This window comes from Chloroflexia bacterium SDU3-3 (genome assembly GCA_009268125.1).
In the GTDB taxonomy this organism is placed as follows: domain Bacteria; phylum Chloroflexota; class Chloroflexia; order Chloroflexales; family Roseiflexaceae; genus SDU3-3.
In genome coordinates this window covers 655,645-675,125 of record WBOU01000001.1, presented here as the reverse complement: position 1 = coordinate 675,125, position 19,481 = coordinate 655,645, and the positions used below count along the sequence as shown (strand labels likewise).

General features: G+C 67.2%; 16 protein-coding genes. 4 read left to right on the top strand and 12 right to left on the bottom strand.

Features of this window, described 5'->3' with window-relative positions; translation table 11 throughout:
- The first annotated feature begins 20 nt into the window (after positions 1-20).
- Positions 21-590, top strand: coding sequence for a hypothetical protein (locus tag F8S13_02795; protein KAB8146023.1), 570 nt, complete (start codon positions 21-23; stop codon positions 588-590).
- Positions 591-652: 62 nt separating this feature from the next.
- Here the strand turns inward: F8S13_02795 and F8S13_02790 are convergent, their stop codons facing one another.
- On the bottom strand, positions 653-1,486 hold the full coding sequence (locus tag F8S13_02790) for an SDR family NAD(P)-dependent oxidoreductase (GenBank protein ID KAB8146022.1): 834 nt from the start codon (positions 1,484-1,486) through the stop codon (positions 653-655).
- 120 nt (positions 1,487-1,606) lie between these two features.
- Here F8S13_02790 and F8S13_02785 point away from each other — a divergent pair, with 120 nt between their 5' ends.
- The gene (locus tag F8S13_02785) at positions 1,607-2,218 is read left to right on the top strand and encodes a TetR/AcrR family transcriptional regulator (GenBank protein ID KAB8146021.1); all 612 of its coding nucleotides are present in this window, start codon (positions 1,607-1,609) and stop codon (positions 2,216-2,218) included.
- A 126-nt stretch (positions 2,219-2,344) separates the two neighbouring features.
- Complete coding sequence (gene asnS, locus F8S13_02780; protein ID KAB8146020.1) at positions 2,345-3,670, top strand: asparagine--tRNA ligase; 1,326 nt, start codon at positions 2,345-2,347, stop codon at positions 3,668-3,670.
- Between the two features lie 159 nt (positions 3,671-3,829).
- Here the strand turns inward: asnS and F8S13_02775 are convergent, their stop codons facing one another.
- The 6 genes from F8S13_02775 to F8S13_02750 all read right to left on the bottom strand — a co-directional run bounded on the left by F8S13_02775 (position 3,830) and on the right by F8S13_02750 (position 8,436).
- On the bottom strand, positions 3,830-4,516 hold the full coding sequence (locus tag F8S13_02775) for an MOSC domain-containing protein (protein ID KAB8146019.1): 687 nt from the start codon (positions 4,514-4,516) through the stop codon (positions 3,830-3,832).
- Positions 4,517-4,588: 72 nt separating this feature from the next.
- Positions 4,589-4,921 (bottom strand): glutaredoxin family protein, encoded by a 333-nt coding sequence (locus F8S13_02770; GenBank protein ID KAB8146018.1) that lies wholly within the window; start codon positions 4,919-4,921, stop codon positions 4,589-4,591.
- A 45-nt stretch (positions 4,922-4,966) separates the two neighbouring features.
- Complete coding sequence (locus F8S13_02765; protein KAB8146017.1) at positions 4,967-5,602, bottom strand: winged helix-turn-helix transcriptional regulator; 636 nt, start codon at positions 5,600-5,602, stop codon at positions 4,967-4,969.
- Positions 5,603-5,640: 38 nt separating this feature from the next.
- Entirely contained in the window at positions 5,641-6,234 is a 594-nt protein-coding gene (locus tag F8S13_02760; protein ID KAB8146016.1) for a protogloblin ApPgb, read from the bottom strand.
- Between the two features lie 97 nt (positions 6,235-6,331).
- Positions 6,332-7,924 (bottom strand): malate synthase A, encoded by a 1,593-nt coding sequence (gene aceB, locus F8S13_02755; GenBank protein ID KAB8146015.1) that lies wholly within the window; start codon positions 7,922-7,924, stop codon positions 6,332-6,334.
- A gap of 116 nt (positions 7,925-8,040) precedes the next feature.
- Positions 8,041-8,436, bottom strand: coding sequence for a hypothetical protein (locus tag F8S13_02750; GenBank protein ID KAB8146014.1), 396 nt, complete (start codon positions 8,434-8,436; stop codon positions 8,041-8,043).
- Positions 8,437-8,766: 330 nt separating this feature from the next.
- Here F8S13_02750 and F8S13_02745 point away from each other — a divergent pair, with 330 nt between their 5' ends.
- The gene (locus F8S13_02745; protein ID KAB8146013.1) at positions 8,767-12,261 is read left to right on the top strand and encodes a glycoside hydrolase; all 3,495 of its coding nucleotides are present in this window, start codon (positions 8,767-8,769) and stop codon (positions 12,259-12,261) included.
- Positions 12,262-12,330: 69 nt separating this feature from the next.
- On the opposite strand, the gene F8S13_02740 is transcribed toward F8S13_02745, so the two are convergent.
- Genes F8S13_02740 through F8S13_02720 form a run of 5 tightly spaced genes read right to left on the bottom strand, consistent with a single transcriptional unit; the run spans position 12,331 to position 19,460 of the window.
- Positions 12,331-15,132 (bottom strand): hypothetical protein, encoded by a 2,802-nt coding sequence (locus F8S13_02740; protein ID KAB8146012.1) that lies wholly within the window; start codon positions 15,130-15,132, stop codon positions 12,331-12,333.
- Positions 15,133-15,136: 4 nt separating this feature from the next.
- The gene (locus tag F8S13_02735) at positions 15,137-16,261 is read right to left on the bottom strand and encodes an AAA family ATPase (protein ID KAB8146011.1); all 1,125 of its coding nucleotides are present in this window, start codon (positions 16,259-16,261) and stop codon (positions 15,137-15,139) included.
- A 10-nt stretch (positions 16,262-16,271) separates the two neighbouring features.
- On the bottom strand, positions 16,272-17,639 hold the full coding sequence (locus tag F8S13_02730; protein KAB8146010.1) for a VWA domain-containing protein: 1,368 nt from the start codon (positions 17,637-17,639) through the stop codon (positions 16,272-16,274).
- 1 nt (position 17,640) lies between these two features.
- Positions 17,641-18,984: a hypothetical protein gene (locus tag F8S13_02725; protein ID KAB8146009.1), complete on the bottom strand. Its 1,344-nt coding sequence runs from the start codon at positions 18,982-18,984 to the stop codon at positions 17,641-17,643.
- 8 nt (positions 18,985-18,992) lie between these two features.
- Positions 18,993-19,460, bottom strand: coding sequence for a hypothetical protein (locus tag F8S13_02720; GenBank protein KAB8146008.1), 468 nt, complete (start codon positions 19,458-19,460; stop codon positions 18,993-18,995).
- Positions 19,461-19,481 lie beyond the last annotated feature (21 nt).

Here is a 19,481-nt window from a genome sequence, read left to right as displayed (position 1 = left end):
ATTGATGCTAACGAGGCCCTATGAAAGCTCGCGCCAAGAAACAGCTGCCGCCGCAGCCATGCATCGTGCTTCAAGTTATCCTCACACAGTGGTCGAAGGCGTCGCGCGGCGGGCAGCGCGCGGGCGTGCGCAATCAGGTGCCCGAGGCGCTGGAGCTATCTGCGCTCAAGCAGCCGCTTGCCGCCCCATCGTTGATCGTTGATGGCGCGAATTACATGATCGATTTTGTGCTGCACCCCGGCGGAGCGCCATCGGATGCGGTGCTGCCGATAGATACGCCCTTCGAATGTGACTGTGTGCGCCTGCGGTTTCAGGATGAGGTGGCTCATATTGACTTCAGATGGAACGGCAAGGGAATGCCGGAGCGCCCCGCTCGCTCGGATGCGCTCATCCTTCAGCCGGGCCAGTGGGGGCGGGTTCGCTACAATGCCCGCCGCAGCCCGCAGTTCACGCCGCACTCGTGGGACTGGCCGTGGTGGTGGTACGAGAAGTGGTGCATGAACATCGGCTACTTCGCAGATTTCTCGCCGCGCGTGTTTCTGGATACCAAGCCGCTGCTGATCTACTCGCAGATGGCCGATCTGTGGTGATCGGGCGGGTGGCCGCAGTGTGTTTGATATGGCGACATGGGCATGGCTATATGCCCTAGCGCTCAGCCCAGCAGCTGGCGGTAGAGCGCATCCCACTTGCGGTCGCTCATCGAGCGGCGCGCGCTGGCGAGCTGCTCGGCCTCGGCCCCCACCTTGTAGCGCGTCTCCGGCTGCGCCGCCGATACCGCATCGACGATCACCTGGGCCACTAGGTCGGGGGTGAGCACCTCGGCGCTATCGCCGTCGGCGTTGGCCGCCAGGAAGCGGCGGAAGGCATCCAGCTGCGCCGCGTAGGGGCTGTCCTCACTGGTGCGGATGCTGGCCTGGGCGCGCGCCCCGAATGGCGTCTGCACCACGCCCGGCTGGATGACGATCACACCCACGCCGAAGGGCTGCACCTCGAACCGCAGCGCGTCGGAGAGCGACTCGACGGCGTACTTGCTGGCGTGGTACGCCCCGCTGAACGGCGTGGTGAACTCGCCGCCCATCGAGCTGACGTTCACGATCCGCCCGCCGCCTCGGCGGCGCATGCCGGGCAGAGCCAGCTGGCACAGCCGTAGCATGCCGAAGACGTTGGTCTCGAAGAGGTGGCGCACGCGCGCTAGCTCGATCTCTTCGAGCGGCCCCATCTCGCTGGCACCGGCGTTGTTGACGAGCACATCGATCGCGCCGTGCGCGGCCTCGATGCGCTGCACGGCTGCGGCCATGCTGCGCTCGTCGGTCACATCGAGCGGCAGCGCGTGTAGCCCAGCCCGCTCAAGCGCGGCGAGCGCGTGGGGCTGCCGTGCGGTGGCGTAGGCCACATACCCCGCGCTGGCCAGCGCGAGCGCGGTGGCGCGCCCGATCCCCGATGATGCGCCGGTGATGAGGGCTACTTTTGCGATCTGCGTGGACATACCATGTCTCCTTAATGCGAGTGACTCGCGATAGATGCGCGCCACTGTAGCACACCCGATTTGATAATGCAAGCCACTTGCATTAAGATACGAATATGAGCGTGAGATGCGAGGCAACCTATGGATAAGAGACAGCCGCAGCAGCCCGCCCCGCCCAGCGCGCCAAAGCGGCGGACCGGCGGGCGCAGCGCGCGCATCCGCCAAGCGGTGATGGATGCGACGATGGATATGCTGCGCGATGAGGATATCGAGAGCTTTAACGTCGCTGAGATCGCGAGCCAGGTGGGCGTGCACGAGTCGACCATCTACCGGCGCTGGGGCAGCCGCGACGGCCTGATCATCGAGACGGTGCTGACACGCATGAACGAGACCATACCGCTGCCAGACACGGGCAACTTTCGCGGCGACATCCAGGCATTTCTTCAATCCAGCGCCAGCTTTCTCGAGTCGCCGCTGGGCAGGCTGCTCACGCGGTCGGCATTTTCGACCATGAGCCAGCAGGACTCGCAGGCCCGGCAGCTGTACTGGGCGGCGCGGTTTAGCCACACCGGCCTGCTGATCGAGCGCGCGGTCGCGCGGGGCGAGATCGCGGCGGGAGTCGTGCCGGAGGCGGTGTTCACCACGCTGATCGGGGCGCTGTATGTGCGCATGCTGTTCTTCCAGGCTCCGCTTGATGCGGCCTTCCTTGATCAGCTCGCGCAGATCGTGCTGGATGGGGTGATGCTCAGGTAGTAATGCGCTGGCGCAGCTCTGGCATATGCCAGAGCTTGGCGTGCTGACCGCCAGCGATGCCAGCCCCCGCCTATCTTGTGCTATACTCAGGGACATCGAGCGATACTGCGGAAAGGTTTTCGAGGTATGTCACTACTACCGACGGCAACGATTGCCGAGATCGCCAAGCACGAGGGCCAGGAGGTAACGCTGGCTGGGTGGGTGGCGAATAAAACAGCCAAGGGCAAGCTGATCTTCATCCGGCTGCGCGACGGCAGCGGTGTGATGCAGTGCGTGGTGTTCCGCAAGAATGTGGAGGAGGCCGTGTTCGAGGCGGCCCAGCGCCTGACGCTGGAGAGCTCGTGCCGGATCACGGGCAAGGTGCGCGCCGACGAGCGAGCGGCGGGCGGCTACGAGCTGGATGTGACCGGCGTCGAGGTGGTGCACGTGCCCGAGCAGGAGTACCCCATCCAGCCCAAGGATCACGGCGTCGAGTTCCTGATGGAGCACCGCCACCTGTGGGTGCGCTCCTCCAAGCAGAACGCCCTGCTGCGCATCCGCGCCGAGGTGATCGCCGCCGCCCAGGAGTGGCTCAACGCCCAGGGCTTCATCCGCTACGACTCGCCCATCCTCACGCCCACCGCCGCCGAGGGCACATCGAACCTGTTCGCGATCGAGTACTTCGACCTGGGCCAGGCCTACCTAGCGCAGACCGGCCAGCTCTACGTCGAGTCGGGCATGATGAGCTTCGGCAAGGTCTACTGCTTCGGCCCGACCTTCCGCGCCGAGAAGTCGAAGACCCGCCGCCACCTCACCGAGTTCTGGATGATCGAGCCGGAGGTGGCCTTCGCCACGCATGAGGACAACATGCGGCTCCAGGAGAACTTCGTGAGCGCGATCGTGCAGCGCTGCCTGGAGCGCCGCGCCGAAGATCTGAAGGTGCTGGAGCGCGACACCACCACGCTGGAGAACTGCCTCGCGCCGTTCCCGCGCATCACCTACGACGAGGCGCTCAAGCTGGTGGCGGACAACCAGGGCCTGGTCGAGGGCGCGACGCCGCTGCCCTGGGGCGAGGATCTGGGCGCGCCCCACGAGACGCTGATCGCCAGCAAGTTCGACCGCCCGGTGTTCGTGGAGAAGTACCCCACCTCGGTGAAGGCCTTCTACATGCAGCCCGACCACGACCGCCCCGAGGTGGTGCTCTGCGCCGACCTGCTGGCCCCCGAGGGCTACGGCGAGATCATCGGCGGCTCGCAGCGCATCCACGATGCGGCCCTGCTGGAGCAGCGGATCGTGGAGCAGGGCCTGAAGCTGGAGGACTACCAGTGGTACCTCGACTTGCGCCGCTACGGCAGCGTGCCGCACTCGGGCTTCGGCATGGGCATCGAGCGCTGCACGGCCTGGATCGCGGGCACCCACCACATCCGCGAGACCATCCCCTTCCCCCGTATGCTCTACCGCATGTACCCGTAGGTTTTTGAACCACGAAGACACGAAGACGCCAAGATCGTTTAACGATCTTGGCGTCTTCTGTTTGCTCGGCTCAACCAGCTTTATCACGCCCCGTCCGCCATCCCTATCGATGCCGATAGCGGGGGCTAGGCGCGCAGCATCTCGGGTTGAGCGCTTGCTTCATGGGGCTGGGCTGCCTTCGCTGCCGCGCTCCGCCCGCGCCTGGAGGGTGCGCCGCCAGCTGCCGGAGAGCTGTGGGCAGTCGGCCAGGGCCGCCGCCGCCGCCAGATCGTGCCTGCGGTGGTGCATGATCTGGTTCGCGTGCGCGATGCTCCACTCTGGGTAGGGGCGCTCGATCAGCTGCATCTGGGCATCTGGCCCCACCAGCCCCTCGTCGAGCACGCGCAGGTACCAGCCGGTCCGCCCGCTGCGCTGCACCTGCGCGGCCAGATCCCTCAGGTGCCAGCGGCGCGCTAGCTTCCAGCAGGGCTGGCGCGGCTGCGACACTTGCACGCGGGCATCCCCAAGCGTGAAGATGTCGCCGATGCACACGTCGGCCTCGGTCTGGCCGCCCACCGTGATATTCTCGCCAAAGGCCCCGAAGGGGAAATCGGGCTGGCCCAGCGCTGCGCGCCAGGATGGGTAGTGCTCGCCTGGGTACACGCATACGGCTTTCTCTGGCCCGCCGTGGTTCTCAAGATCGGCCTGCGCATCGCCCGCGAGGTTGGTGCGCCCCAGCCAGATGGGGCCGCTCACCGCAGCCTTGACGATGCCCGATGTCCACGGGCGATCCAGCGGGTCGCTGGCCCCCTCGCGGCCATACGTGTGCGGATGCCCGATAAACAGCCCAAGTACCTGCGGTATCATCCAGCATTCTCCCTCTGCGCTGCAGATCGGTAGCGACGACTCTCGATAGTTCGGGTGCTCTCGACCTCTCTATCATAGCCCCTCAGGAGAGCACTGCAACGAGTTGATCGTATCCGGCAGGGTCAGCGCTACATGGTCGTAGCCGATCTGGCGCAGGATGGCGACCAACTCAGGGTTGGTCGGCTCGGTGATGACCACCTTCTCCTTGCCCTGGCCGATCAGCAGCGTCGGCGTGCTGCGGTAGCCGCCGTTCACCACGGTGACAAAGCTGGTGGCGATCGGATCATCGTCGATCCGGATCTCCTTGAATGGGATGCCCAGCTGGATGAGCTGCTGGCGCGTTCGCTGGGTGTCATAGCAGTCGTCGGCCCCAAAGAGGGTGATCGGCTCTTCTCGCATGGACATGGATCTTCCTTATCTCAGTGTAGCTTGCCTGCTGGGCGCGCTGCTTTAGCCATTGCGAACGTCGGGGTCTACATCATCCCGCGCGAGCCGATGCGGCGTGCCAGCCTGGTCGGGCGGGGTGTGCTCTGGGCAGTCCTTTCGCGCCTCCTCCTCGGGCAGAAACTGCTGGATGAGGCGGCAGTAGTGCGGCTCTGGCTGCCCCGGCGCGGCATCTTCCGCGAAGTAGATGCAGCCTCGGCACGGCTCGGCCACGGTGAGATGTCCGCTGGTCCGCAGGCTCCAGATCACCGCCCCCAGCCCGCTCTCCAGTGCCTGCCGCTGCTCGGCGGTGAGCTGCTGGAGGGCGGCTTGCAGCTGGTGCCCCCACTGCCCCAGCCGCTTGCAGGCCTGCTGGCCCTCGGCGGTGAGGCGCAGGAGGGTGATGCGGCGGTCGTGCTCGCCCGGCTCGCGCCGGAGCAGGCCCTTGGCCACAAGGGCGTCGATCACGCCTACGGTGCTTGCGTTGGTTGCGCCGAGGGTTGCCGCCAGCTGGCGGACGGTGGTGGCGAAGCTCTTAGTGTTGCTGACGAAGAGCAGCGTCTGCGCCTGTACCGGCGTTAGCCCGACCGCGCGCGCTTCGTCAAGGGCGATGGTGCGGGTGGCCTGGCCGATCCGCAGCAATGCCTGTGTTAGGTTGTCCATACGGCTCCTGTGCCACCGCCCGCCGCGCTATCGGCTGCCTACCAGCCGCCCTCCTGAATGTAGGGGTGCGACCACAGGGTCACCTGCAGCAGCACCGATTTGAGCCACGCCTGGTGCATGGCCTCTACATCGGCTGCGTCGTGCCCGCCGCGCTCTAGGAATGGCCGGACGGTGGCGTAGATTGGGTAGATCAGGGCGTTGACATAGCGCCAGTGGATGATCGGCGGGGTGCCTGCCGCCGCCGCACCATCCGCCTCATTCTTGTGCGTGAAATGCCGCCGCCCGATCTCGTGCTGATAGGCCAGCCAGGCATCATCGTACTCGGCGCGGCAGGTGTCGTCAATCCATTGACCGAAGCGCGCCCGCACCCGCGCTAGGTACTCGGCGCTGGGGCCGTCGGGCCGCGAGAAATAGGCCAGCAGCGCAGGGGTCGATCCGACAAAGCCGTACCAGACGTCCAGAATAGCATCCATCTGCGAGATCAGAAGAGGCCGCGCCCGGCGGAGCGCGCTCACATCAGCGTCGCCGAACAGCAGCGCCGCCTTCAGGTCGGCAAATGCTTGCGCGGTGAGCGGGGATGGCGAGAGGCTCTGGTCGCCCAGGCGATATCCAGGGATCATGTTCGCAGCCATGGCTACATCTCCTTCATAAGTAGGTATCCTACGAATAATATGTAGGATACCTACTTATTAGGATTTGTCAAGATCCAATATGGCCTTGATGCTGCGCCTAGTCGATCCGCTCGTAGGCCGGGATGGTGAGGAACTCGACGAAGGATGGCGCGCTGACGAGCTGATCGAAGAGGGCGGCGGCGGTGGCGAACTGGCCTGCGGCGTAGCGCTCGGCCCCCAGCGCGGCCTCGACCTTGGCCAGCTCCTCGGCGGTGAGCTGGCGCACCAGGGCCAGCGTCACCTTGCGCCCGTCGGCCAGCGCGCCCTCGGGGTGGTTGATCCACTGCCACACCTGCGCGCGCGAGATCTCGGCGGTGGCGGCGTCCTCCATCAGATTGAAGATCGGCACCGCGCCCTGGCCGCGCAGCCACGCCTCGATGTACTGGATGCCCACGCTGATGTTGGTGCGCAGCCCCGCCTCGGTGATCGGCCCACGCGCGAAGTCGAGCAGGTCGGCGGCGCGCACCTGCACATCTTCGCGGGCGCGCGCGATCTGGTTGGGCTGGGGCATCACGCGGTTGAACACATCCAGCGCCACCGGCACGAGGCCGGGGTGGGCCACCCACGTGCCGTCGTGGCCATCGGTGGCCTCGCGCTCCTTGTCGGCGCGCACCTGGGCGAAGGCGCGCTCGTTGGCCTCGGCATCGCCGCGCACCGGGATGAAGGCCGACATGCCGCCGATGGCCGGGGCCTGGCGGCGGTGGCATGTTTTGATCGCCAGCAGCGAGTACGAGCGCATGAAGTGGCTGGTCATGGTCACCTGGGCGCGGTCGGGGAACAGGAAGTCGCGGCGGCTGCGCAGCTTCTTGATGCACGAGAAGATGTAGTCCCAGCGCCCGCAGTTCAGCCCCGCCGAGTGCTCGCGCAGCTCGTAGAGGATCTCGTCCATCTCGAACGCGGCCAGGATGGTCTCGATCAGCACGGTGGCCTTGATCGTGCCCTGGGGTAGCCCCAGCAGCTGCTGGGCCAGCACGAACACCTCGTTCCACAGCCGCGCCTCTAGGTGGCCCTCTAGCTTGGGCAGGTAGAAGTACGGCCCGCTGCCTTTGGCCAGTAGCGCGCGGGCGTTGTGGAAGAGGTAGAGGCCGAAGTCGAGCAGGCCGCCGGGGATGGGCGCGCCGTCCACCAGCACGTGCTTCTCATCCAGGTGCCAGCCGCGCGGGCGCACCAGCAGCACCGCCGTCTTCTCGGCCAGCCGGTATGCGCGCCCGTCGGGGCTGGTGAAGGCGATGTCGCCCGCCACCGCGTCGCGCATGTTGATCTGGCCCTGGATGGTGTTCTGCCAGCTGGGCGTGTTGGCATCCTCGAAGTCGGCCATGAACACATATGCGCCCGAGTTCAGCGCGTTGATCACCATCTTGCGGTCGGAGGCCGGGCCGGTGATCTCCACCCGCCGGTCGAGCAGGTCGGCGGGCATGGGCGCGATCTGCCAGTCGGCCTCGCGGATGCCCGCCGTCTCGGGCAGGAAGTCGGGCAGCGCGCCGCCGTCGATGGCCGCCTGCCGCTCGGCACGACGGGCCAGCAGCGCCTGCCGCCCTGGCCGCGCGGCCCGCACCAGTGCGGCCACAAAACCCAGCGCCTCGGGCGTGAGGATCGCGGCGAACTCCGCCGGAATGGGGGCCAGCACCTCGACACCGCTATGCTCTGTCATCGTCAGCCTCTTTCTTCTCGTGGCGCATGCGCACCCACGCGCCGCATCTCCTTCTGGGAGCGCACCCAGCGCCCCAGCTACGCCTATGATACACGAAGCGGTCGGGCGGTGGAGCGCTAGAACGGGCTGAATGCTGCCCCGCTGATGTTGGGGTAGACGATCTTCGGCTCGTGGGCATCGATCTTGATCGGGAGCTGCGCGCCGGGCTGGATGAGCGGTCTGGCGGACAGGTCGACATTCCAGCGTGTGCGGGTGGTGTACGGCGCACCCTGGGGCGGCTGGATCTGCAGCAGCAGCTCCATGGTAGCGCTGCCGTGCTCGGCGTGCTGGTGGGGGTCGGAGATAATGCTGACCACGGTTGCGCCCGCCCACACGGCGCAGGCCTCGCGCTCGCGCATGGCGGCGATGTGGCTTGTGGTTTCCAGTGCCCAACTGCGCATCGATTGGCGGATGGTGAGCACGATCACCCCGGCGATTGCCAGAATACCCAGGCTGATGATGAGTGCCTCCATGGGTTTATCTCCTGCGAAAATAGTCTATAAATGTCGTGAATCGCTATCACAAGATCTTCGTGTCTACCTATAACTGTGTAAATGAACGACATGTCACACTTTATTGTATGGCGATAGTGTGATAGATACACCTATTTTTGTGCAAGAAAGATGAAATTGAGAGCGTAGAGAAATAAAACGGGTAGGTATGATGGTTTAAAATGAGTAAAAATAGGCAGGATTGCCGTATACCTAGGCGGCGGCGTGGCGTAGACTGCGCACAATCTACGCCATCATCATGACCCGTGGCGGCGGCAATCGCGCCCCGCCAGAACAACGAAGGAGTACGGAATGCAAAGCTCTCGCAGCTTCGGCACCTGGTTCCAACGGCAAGTAAGCACGCGTGTAGCACTGGCGCTAGGCGTAACGCTTCTCTCCTCGCATATAGCAGCGTTCAGCCCCCAGACCGCCTACGCCGCCTCCACGGTGGGCGCAGGCAGCTACACCACCACCAAGCCAGCCAGCATCCAGCTGCCGTCCAACTCGGCGGGCGCGGCGGTGACGCCCAAGCGCACCGCGAATGTGACCGGCCCCATGCCCACCAGCGACTGGTGGTCGTCGCTGGGCTTTCAGCGCTACGCGGGCAACCCCTACTCGGATGCGATGTTCGCCTACCCGCTGGGCATGCAGGCGGCGGCCAACGGCCTGCAGGTGGGCTACGCTACCAGCCCCGGCGTGGGCAACGAGTTCCACTACGGCACGGGCAACGCGCTGACCATCGGCGTGGCGGGTCTCAGCTCGCCGGACGCCAAGGTCGACGCCTTCTCGGACTGGACGGTGACAGGCTACTGGTCGGGCGGCGGCAGCACGCTGCGCGCCACCTTCGGCCACGGCCTGCCCTTTGTGTACGCCACCAAGACCGGCGGCAACGCCCAGATCACCACAGTGGCCACGCCCACGGTGTTCGCGGGCGCTGGCACCAACGCCGTGGGCATCACGGTGAACGGCCAGAACTACGGCCTGTTCGCCCCCACCGGCGCGGCCTGGTCGCAGAGCGGCACCACCTTCACATCCGGCCTGAATGGCAAGGACTACTTCTCGGTGGCCGTGCTGCCCGACAGCAGCGCCGCCACGCTGGCCGCCTTTAAGACCTACGCCTACGCGTTTGTGACCAACACGCGGGTGACCTGGTCCTACGACCAGGCCAGCGCCAAGCTGAACACCACCTACACCGCCACTACCACCGCCAAGGAGGGCAGCACCACGGGCACGATCATGGCCCTGCTGCGCCACCAGTGGATCAACTCATCCAGCGTGAACACGAGCTACACCTACGGCTCGGCGCGCGGCCAGATGAAGGTGGTGACCGGCAGCAGCTTCAGTACCAGCATGGCCTTCAACGGCGTGCTGCCCTCGCTGCCCGACAAGGGCAGCTACGACCGCAACCAGCTGAACGCCTATGTGAATCAGGTGTACAACGGCGGCAGCGTGAGCGTGGGCGCTGGCCTGGACACCTACAACACCGGCAAGCAGCTCTGGCGGCTGGCCGCGCTGGTGCCGATCGCCGACCAGCTCGGCAACACGGCGGCCAAGAACGCCTTCCTCGCGGCGCTCAAGACCCGCCTGCAGGATTGGCTTCAGGGCCCCGACGGCAAGGCCAGCGACGTGTTCTACTACAACAGCACCTGGGGCACCCTGATCGGCGCGCCGGCGGGCTTTGGCTCGGACAGCGAGCTGAACGACCACCACTTCCACTACGGCTACTACATCCTGGCCGCCGCTATTGTGGCGCAGTACGATCAGTCGTGGGCCTCGGACAGCCAGTGGGGCGGCATGATCAAGCTGCTCATCCGCGACTCGAACAGCTGGGATCACAGCGACAGCATGTTCCCGTTCCTGCGCACCTTCGACCCGTATGCGGGCCACTCGTGGGCCTCGGGCCACGCCGGGTTCGGCGCGGGCAACAACCAGGAGTCCTCGTCCGAGGCGATGATGTTCAATACGGCGGTGCTGCTGTTCGGCGCGAACACCGGCAACACCACCATCCGCGATCTGGGCATCTACCTCTACACCACCGAGATGAACGCCATCGAGCAGTACTGGATGGACGTTGACAACACGGTGTTCCCCAGCGCGTTCAGCCACAACGCGGTGGGTATGGTCTGGGGCGACGGCGGCGCGCACGCCACCTGGTTCAGCGGCGAGCCGGAGATGATCCACGGCATCAACTTCCTGCCGATCACCGGCGGCTCGCTCTACCTGGGCCGCAGGCCATCCTACGTGACGGCCAACTACAACGAGATCGTCAGCGAGAACGGCGGCACCGAGAACGACTGGGTGGATGTGATGTGGTCGTACCAGGCGCTGGCCAACCCCAGCGCGGCGCTCGCGAAGTTCGGCAGCGGCGGCTACACGCCCTTCGACGGCGAGACCAAGGCTCACACCTACCACTGGCTGCACAACCTGAACGCCATGGGTCAGGTTGATACGACTGTGACGGCCAACATCCCGACCTACGCGGTGTTCAACAAGGGCGGCACGCGCACCTACGTGGCCTACAATCCCAGTGGCAGCGCTACCACCGTCACCTTCTCCAACGGCGTGACGCTGGCGGTGTCCGCCTGGGGCTACGCCACCAGCAACGGCTCGGGCGGCCCCACCGCCACGCCGGTGACGCCGACCCCGGTGACGCCCACGCCCGTGACGCCGACGGCCACCCCGGTCACGCCCACGCCGGTGACACCCACCCCGGTGACGCCGACCACCACGCCCACCACCGGCTCGAACCTGCTGTACCTGATCGATGGCGCATCGACCAGCGTGAATGGCGCACTCTCGCTCACCCCCGGCGGCGGCGCGTCGAGCGACAGCATCCCCTCGGCGGGCGGCACCAACCACGACGGCACGCCCACCAACGCGCTGACCTACGTGGCCAGCGGCCTGAGCGGCAGCTACGACAGCAGCAAGGCCACCGGCTTCGCGCTGTACCTGGATGCGGGCACGGGCGTGGGCAACGGCACGCAGGCGCGGGTGTCGTACGACTTCACGGGCGATGGCAGCTACGACCGCGTGGAGACCTACAACTACTTCGCGCTCGACCCCGTCAGCGGCGATGAGCAGTACACCCAGGGCCTCGGCCTGAAGTCGGCCAGCGGCTCGTTTGCCAACCTGAGCGGCGGCAAGGTCAAGGTCGAGATTTGGAACGCGATCGGCAGCAGCGCGGTGAACATCCGCACCAGCGCGACCTCGGCCCAGGGCTACCTGTCCAACCTGCTGCTGCCCTACGGCAGCCTCTCGACCGGCTCGACGGGCGGCACTGCCCGCAGCAACCTGGTGTATGTGATCGACGGCGCGGCCAATGGCGTGACGGGCAGCCTGTCCTTCAGCCCCGGCGGCGGTGCATCGAGCGACAGCATCCCCTCGGCGGGCGGCACCAACCACGACGGCACGCCCACCAACGCGCTGACCTATGTGGTGAGCGGTGTGACTGGCACCTACGACAGCAGCAAGGCCACGGGCTTCGCGCTGTATGTGGATGCGGGCACGGGCGTGGGCGTGGGCACGCAGGCGCGGGTCTCGTACGACTTCACCGGCGACGGCAGCTACGACCGCGTGGAGACCTACTACTATTTCGCGCTGAATGCGGCCAGCGGCGACGAGGAGTACACCCAGGGTGTCGGCCTGAAGTCGGCCACTGGCTCGTTCGCCAACCTGAGCGGCGGCAAGATCAAGCTGGAGGTCTGGAATGCGATCGGCGGCGCTGCGGCCAGCATCCGCACCAGCGCGAGCTCGGCGCAGGGCTACCTGTCCAATGTGCTGATCCCGTTCACCAGTATCTATCAGTAGTTTCTAGGGCATAGCAAAGCGGGGGCTGGCAGCAATGCCAGCCCCCGCTTTGCTATGTGAAAGATTGCCTTACGATCGCGTGAGCTGGGCCTGAATGGCGCTTGCGGTCGCGGGGAAATCGCCCAGCAGCGCCCGCGCGGCCTGCTCGCCGGGGCTGGGCGGCTCGCCCGCTGGCCCCTCGGCTACGGCGCGCCAGCCGGGGGCTAGGCCCAGCCAGGCCGCGATAGCGTCGGTGCTGGCCGGGGCTGCGGCCAGGGCGGCCCGCGCCGCCTGCTCCTGCGGGGTGCTGGCGGCCTGCGGCTGGGCGGCGGCCTGCGGCTGGGCCAGCTCCATCCACTGCGGCTGCCAGCCCGCCAGCTGCGCCAGCGCGCCGGGGAACACCGCCGCCGCCTCCTTCACCAGCGGCTGCAGCACCTGGGGGTGCTCGCGCAGCTGCATGATCAGGCTGGGCATCATGGGGATGAGGTGCGCGTCGGGCAGCGTGCCGAACACCTCGCTCAGCAGCTCGACCACGAAGCGCCCGATGCCCGGCGCGAAGCCCAGCGCCAGCATGTAGCCGCTGATGTAGCCGGGGATGGTCGGCAGCAGCAGGTCGTCGTCCATCAGGCTGTGGAAGCGCTTGCGCATGTCGGCGACGCTGCGCATGCCCAGCAGCCACTCGGCCACCGACAGCAGGCCCACCTTGTCGGGCGGAACCTCGCCGCTGGCGGCCTGCTGCACGCCCACTACCAGCTGGTTGCGCTGCGACCCCAGCGCCAGCGCGAAGCTCTCCAGCGTGAAGATGAAGCCCAGCATGCCCGCGATCTGCCTAGGCGAGCTGCCGCGGTCGGCGAAGACCTTGGGCAGCAGCGAGGCGTAGTGGGCGTAGCCTGTGGCCACGAACTGCTGGAGCCAGTGCGGCAGGCCATCCGGGCTGGCGCGGTAGAAATGGACCAGCCGCCGCGCGCGCTGGAAGATCTCGGGGGCGTCCTGCGCGCCCGCCTCGTCGGCCAGCAGCCGCGTGGCCTGCTCGCCCAGCTCGCGCACTAGGCGCGGGCTGCCCATGAAGATCTGGGCGTCCTCCGCTGTCTCCAGCGCCTTGGAAGCGCTGGCGTGCTCGCCGAAGGCGGCCAGCTTCAGGCGCTGCTCCAGCACGTGCTCAAGCGTCACGCCCTCGTAGCCCAGCTGGATGAGCGCCGCCTGATTCTTGCCGATCCGCAGCTCCCACGACTCCTGGATGGCCACCAGCCCCAGCCCGCGCTCGCCCATGATCGGGTGCACTAGGTGGTCGCCCAGCAGGTAGCGCAGCTTCCACAGCACATCCGAGCAGGGCCGCAGCTCGGGGTGCGCCTTCAGATCCATCAGGGCGCGCTGGTTGGTCTTGGCGGTGAGGTTTACCCCCAGCGGCGCGAGCCGGTCGTACACATCCTGGGCCAGCGGCGGCAGCGAGGCGTAGCCCACCGTGCCCACCTTGTCGCCGCCCAGGATGATCTGGCAGATCTGCGCGATGGTGCGCTTCTTGGGCGTTCGGTCCTTCTCCAGACATGTGACGGCGGCATCCTGGAAGTCGGACGGCGCGGGGTGCGGGCGTCCGCGCATCTGGCCCAGCATCAGCGCGGTCTGGAAGATCGCGATCGAGTCGGCGGTGCTGGCCAGGTAGCCGTTCTTGCGGGCCTCGGCCACCACCCGGGCGCTCCAGCCCAGCAGCTGGTCGGTGTCGGCCACGGCCTGGGGCGGCTGGGTGAGCAGCGCGGCCTGGGCGCGCGGGCCGCTGGGCTTGCTGGCGCGGGGCGGCTTGCCCTCGGCCTTCTTCAGGCTGAAGGGCCGCACGCCAGCGCTCTTCAGCGCCTTCTGCCAGGTCTCGTTGGCCAGCCCCACCGTGCCCACCGGGTGCGAGAACTGGTACTCGATGGCGGCGTAGCTGGATGGGATGATGCCGAACAGCCAGCGCGTGGCGCTGAGCGGCGGGATGTCCCACACGGCGTCGCTGGCCGTGCCGAACTCGGGCACGTCGCTGGCGGTGTGGGCCGCGCCGCAGATGTAGATCGCGTCCTCGGGGGCGATGCCGTGCTCGCGCATGTGCTGCTTCATGCGCGTCCACATGTAGCGCTCGCGCCGCCGATCCTCATCGAGCGCATCGTGCCGCGACCCCAGGTGGCGGATGAGGCTGCCGATCAGGAACATAGCCTCGCGGTAGCTGTCGTAGCTGGCGTGGAGGATGGGCTGATCGACATACTGATCCCACCACTCCGAGAAGTTGCGCGTGTTCGAGTTGCGCAGCAGGAAGCTCAGAAACTCCTCGAACGTCGGCTCTAGCGCGCCGATGGTGACGCCCACGGCGGAGCCGTGCATGCCAGCCTCGTCGCTGTCGGGCGGGGCGTCGTCGCCGCTGTGGGTCTTGGCGCGCCAGTTGTCATCCCACTGGAACACGAAGTCCACCGCGCGGTCGACGAACACCAGCTGGGTCTCGGGGGTGCTGAGCGCGAAGGCCATGGCCTGGTACTCCGCTGAGGCCTCGGTGAGCGGGGCCACCACGGTCACGGGCAGGGTCTCGGCGGGCAGCACGTCGCTCTCGGATGCGAAGGCCTGGAACGCGACCGGCAGCGTGCAGTCGCTCAGGTTCTCGACCAGGGGCCGCATGTCCTCGCACATTTCGATGTAGATGGCCTTGGGCGGGCGCTCGCGCAGCCGCTGGGCCATGTGCAGCGCCGAGGCGGGCGAGTGGTGGCACACCGGGAAGATCTCCAGCGGCTCGGCCATGCCGCGCCGGATGTCCTGCGCGAAGCGGCTGAGCAGGCCCGAGAAGCCCTGGGCGTCGTCCGCGAAGGTGGCGGCGGCGGCTAGCAGCTGCTCGTTCAGCGCACCGAGGTTGTTGGTGTTGCTTTCGGCCATAGCGCTACGACCGGATGGACTGCATGACGTCCTGCCCACCGGCCAGAAACTCCTTCCACTCGCCCTCGTCCTTGTGCTGCTCGCTGCGTTTGGCCACCACGCTGTTCCAGAACTTGCTCATCACCGACACATCCTCGGGCACGCGGCGCACCAGGGTGCCCACCAGCGAGCGCGCCAGGGTGCGGGCGTCCAGCCCTTTCTGGCCAAAGTAGGTCGAGTGCAGGATGGCATCCTCCAGCACGCCGATCTGCTCGGCGGTGGAGAGCGAGGACTCAAGCCGCGCGTCGTCCGACCCGGCGGCGCTGCTGCTCTCGCGCAGGTCCGAGAAGGTCTGCAGCAGCACATCCAGCAGCGCGGGCGGCACATCGCTGCTGAAGCCCTGGCGCTGGAGCAGCTCCTGGGTGCGGAACAGGATGATCTCGCGCTCCTGCTTCTTGTTGGTGACAACCGGGATGTGGATGAAGTTGAAGCGCCGCTTCAGCGCGCTGGAGAGGTCGTTCACGCCACGGTCGCGGCTGTTGGCGGTGGCGATGATGTTGAAGCCCGAGGTGGCGAACACGGTGTTGTCGCTCTTCAGCTCGGGGATGGACACGTACTTCTCGCTGAGGATGGAGATCAGGGCGTCCTGCACATCGCTGGTGCAGCGGGTCAGCTCCTCGAAGCGCCCGATCGCGCCCTGCTGCATCGCGCTCATGATCGGGGATGGGATCATCGAGTCGCGCGACTGCCCGGCGGCGATCACCAGCGCCACGTTCCACGAGTACTTGATCTGATCCTCGGTGGTGCCTGCGGTGCCCTGCACCACCAGCGTGGAGTTGCCGCAGATCGCGGCGGCCAGTAGCTCGGCCAGCCAGCTTTTGCCGGTGCCGGGGTCGCCGATCAGCAGCAGGCCGCGGTCGGAGACCAGCGTGACGATGGCGCGCTCGACGATCGACGCGTCGCCGTACCACTTCTGGTCGATGGTGCGGTCCAGCTTGTCCGAGGGCACGCTGCCCAGCACGAAGGTGCGCACCATCTGGGGCGAGAGCCGCCAGCTGGCGGGGCGCTGGCCCTTGTCGACCGATGCGAGGTAGGCGAGCTCCTCGGCGTATTTGGCTTCGGCGGGCAGGCGGAGAACGGTATCGCTCATTGGTACACCTCTATAGTACGACGACTTTTTTCAGTTCTTCGATCAGTTTCTTGGGGCTGCCGGTGAGGATGGGCATGCCGTGATCTTTCAGCCGCGTGCGGAACCACTCGCTGACGCTGAAGTAGCCCGAGCTGGTGACCGAGCCGACCGGTATGAAGTGGACGCCCGACTGCTTCAGCGACAGGATGGTGTTGAGCAGCTCTTGGTCGCTGCCGCCCTCGTAGAAGTCGCTGATCAGCACCACCGAGGTGCGGCGCGGGTCTTCGATCTTTTCGGCGGCCTGCTTGAGCGCCTTGTTGATGTGGGTGCCGCCGCCCAGGTCGGTGCGCATCAGCACCTCGAAGGGGTCGCTGACCCAGGGCGTTAGGTCGAGCACCACGGTGTCGAAGGCCAGCAGGTGCACATCCACATGCGGCAGCCCGGCGAAGATCGAGGCCAAGATGGTGCACTGCACCATCGCATCCACCATCGAGCCAGACTGGTCGACCACCACGATCATGCGGGTCGGCAGCTTCTTGCGGGCGGTCTGGCGGTAGTAGAGCCGGTCGACGTAGAGCCGCTGCTCCTGCTCGTTCCAGTTCGTCAGGTTTTTCCAGAGCGTGCGGTCGAGGTCGAGGTTGCGGAACACGCGCTTGGGCGGCACCGAGCGGTCGATCTTGGGCGAGACGGCCTTTTCGACCTGGATGCGCAGCACCTCGGCCAGCTCGTCCACATACTGCTGGATCAGGCGCTTGGCGTTCACCAGCGCGTTGCCCGAGAGGTGGGCCTTGTCGCGCAGCAGCTGCTCTAGCAGGGCCATGGAAGGCTGGAGCTGGGCGGCTAGGCGGTTGTCCTGCAGCACCTCGCGCAGGGCCATACGCTTGATCAGGTCGCCGTCCATGGCCACCAGGGTGCGCTGCAGCTCGTCGAGCGGCAGGTCGAAGCCGCCGTGGCCGCCGCCCGTGCTAGCGCCGCCGCCGCCCGCGCCCGCACCGCGCCCGCGCAGCGCACCAGGGGTGAGGCCCATGGCCCGCTCAAGGTGGCCCACGTCCTGCATCCACTGGGCGTACTGCGCCGCCGTGATCGGTGTGCCCATGGTGTTGGGGCCGAAGGCATTCAGCAGCAGCTTAGAGAGCATCAGCGCGCGGGCCAGGGTGGCCTCGGGCTGCTCGTCATCCTTGGGCTGCAGATCGATCTGCGCATCCAGCTCGGGGAAGCGCTGCAGCAGCGTGTCGATGCCCATGCGCGTGTCGAGCAGCGCCTCGGGCATGCCCAGCTCCTGGGCGATCTCGCCGGTCATGCGCTCGATGTTCTGGGCCTGCTCGTTGGGGCCGAACAGGCTGGCCAGCAGCCGCCAGTAGAGCACCTGGCGGCGCGGCAGAATGTCGTGGTTTTCCATATTATTTGCGCAGCAGGCGACTGGCCCGCTCTTCAAGGATGGCCACGGGGTTGCTCTTCGGCGGCTTCTTGTACAGCTTCACTGCGCTCTGCCCAGCGAAGGACAGCTTGCCCGCCGCCGTGGCCGCCGACAGCGGCTGGAAGGCCCAGCGCCCGGCATCCCAGCGCAGCAGCCCAAACAGCTTGGCCGCCTTGCCGATCTCCTCGGCGGGCAGCTGGGCGGTGTCCCAGCGCGGGTCGAGCGGCAGCGCCGCGCCGTCGGCTAGGGCCAGGCCCTGCTCGCCCAGCGCATGGCCCGCCAGCACCACCGGCTCGGCCAGCAGCACGGGGTGGCGCTCCAGCGCGGGCGCGGGGCGGCTGGCCACGGCCTGCGCGGCCTGCGGGGCCAGCAGCGGCTCGGCCACATCTAGCAGGCGGCACTTGCCGCCTAGGCTGGCGCGCTGCGCATCCCACAGCAGGTCGCCGTTTGGCAACTGGGGCATGTCGGCCAGCGCGAGCGACTGGCCCTGGCCCAGCGCCTCGATCAGCAGGGCCAGCTCGGGGAAGAGCAGCCAGATCATGTCGCCGCCGACCGCCATTACCTTGAAGCGCGAGCGCGTGACCCGCACCGCGCTGGTGCTGCCGCCCGCATCCAGCAGCGCGTAGAACACCACGCTGATCAGCTGGTCGTGCTCGCGCAGCTCCAGCCCCAGCGGGTAGAGCGTGCCGCTCACGGGCTGCGGCTCGGCGGGCTGGGCCGCACCGGCGGCGCGCAGCATGGCCCCAGCCCACAGATCGGCCCAGCGCTGCAGCGGCACATCCTCGGCCTTGGCCACGGGCAGCGCGCCCAGCAGCTCGCTGGTGAAGCCGGTGAGCAGGTAGGCCAGGCCAGCCAGCTCGGGCTGCTCGCGCAGCTGGGCCAGGCTGGGCAGGAAGCTGCGGATGGTGCTCGGCTCCAGCCGCGCGAAGCCGGTGATCGCCAGCTCCATCAGCCAGTGGCGCACACCCTCAAGCATGGGCGTGGGTGCGGCGGGTGCGGCGGGCGCTTCATCGGTGGCGCTGGCGCGGCCTAGCGCGGCCAGCGCCTGCTGGTGCAGCGCATCGTGCTGCGCGCCCTGCAGGGCGGCGCGGGCGGCGGCCAGCGCCACAAAGTGCCGCTCCTGCAGCTCGCCGCGCGCTAGGGCGGGCAGGCTCTCGACCAGCAGCGGCTCCAGCGGCGACCCGGCGAAGATCCGCCCGAGCGCCGCGAGCGGCCCCTGGACTGGCCCGCCCACAAATCCGCCGAGGAACATCCCGTCGATCTGCGCGATGGCGTCGCTGGTCTCAGCCAGGCCATCCGGCAGACTCTGGAGACTCTCTAGCATCATAGCTTCTCCTAAAACCAGGCTGCCGTATGCAGCGGGGCGCTATCGGCGGGCAGCTCTAGCAGGGCCAGGTCGCCCAGGAAGCGGCTGAAGATCGTGCCGCTGTCGGCCCGCGTGCTGGTGCCCAGCGCCCGCAGGATATCGTGGAGCTGCTGGTACTGGCCCAGGTCGCCGGGCATGCCCAGGAAGGCCGCCACGCGCGCGATGCCGTACTGCTCGATGGCCTCGTCCAGCAGCTCGCGCAGGTGGTTGCAGGGGTAGCTGCCGCCCAGCCCGCCGCATGGGCGGTTGTTGTTGGTGCTGCACGAGAAATCGCGCGTTCCGGCCTCGAAGAACGACACATACACGCGCTGGATGTCGGAGCCGCTGGAGACCACGCCCTGCAGGCGTCCGTCGTACAGCTCGACGAAGGGCACTTTCTTGACATCGCGCGCCCCTGGACGAGCTGCGGTAGCGCTGCGAAGTGAGGATTGTGTCATGAGGCTGCCTTCCATTTTTTG

Coding starts and splice junctions, on each gene's coding strand:
- F8S13_02795 (KAB8146023.1), top strand. CDS start 21: ATGAAAGCTCGCGCCAAGAAACAGCTGCCGCCGCAGCCATGCATCGTG.
- F8S13_02790 (KAB8146022.1), bottom strand. CDS start 1,486: ATGTCCACGCAGATCGCAAAAGTAGCCCTCATCACCGGCGCATCATCG.
- F8S13_02785 (KAB8146021.1), top strand. CDS start 1,607: ATGGATAAGAGACAGCCGCAGCAGCCCGCCCCGCCCAGCGCGCCAAAG.
- asnS (KAB8146020.1), top strand. CDS start 2,345: ATGTCACTACTACCGACGGCAACGATTGCCGAGATCGCCAAGCACGAG.
- F8S13_02775 (KAB8146019.1), bottom strand. CDS start 4,516: ATGATACCGCAGGTACTTGGGCTGTTTATCGGGCATCCGCACACGTAT.
- F8S13_02770 (KAB8146018.1), bottom strand. CDS start 4,921: ATGTCCATGCGAGAAGAGCCGATCACCCTCTTTGGGGCCGACGACTGC.
- F8S13_02765 (KAB8146017.1), bottom strand. CDS start 5,602: ATGGACAACCTAACACAGGCATTGCTGCGGATCGGCCAGGCCACCCGC.
- F8S13_02760 (KAB8146016.1), bottom strand. CDS start 6,234: ATGGCTGCGAACATGATCCCTGGATATCGCCTGGGCGACCAGAGCCTC.
- aceB (KAB8146015.1), bottom strand. CDS start 7,924: ATGACAGAGCATAGCGGTGTCGAGGTGCTGGCCCCCATTCCGGCGGAG.
- F8S13_02750 (KAB8146014.1), bottom strand. CDS start 8,436: ATGGAGGCACTCATCATCAGCCTGGGTATTCTGGCAATCGCCGGGGTG.
- F8S13_02745 (KAB8146013.1), top strand. CDS start 8,767: ATGCAAAGCTCTCGCAGCTTCGGCACCTGGTTCCAACGGCAAGTAAGC.
- F8S13_02740 (KAB8146012.1), bottom strand. CDS start 15,132: ATGGCCGAAAGCAACACCAACAACCTCGGTGCGCTGAACGAGCAGCTG.
- F8S13_02735 (KAB8146011.1), bottom strand. CDS start 16,261: ATGAGCGATACCGTTCTCCGCCTGCCCGCCGAAGCCAAATACGCCGAG.
- F8S13_02730 (KAB8146010.1), bottom strand. CDS start 17,639: ATGGAAAACCACGACATTCTGCCGCGCCGCCAGGTGCTCTACTGGCGG.
- F8S13_02725 (KAB8146009.1), bottom strand. CDS start 18,984: ATGATGCTAGAGAGTCTCCAGAGTCTGCCGGATGGCCTGGCTGAGACC.
- F8S13_02720 (KAB8146008.1), bottom strand. CDS start 19,460: ATGACACAATCCTCACTTCGCAGCGCTACCGCAGCTCGTCCAGGGGCG.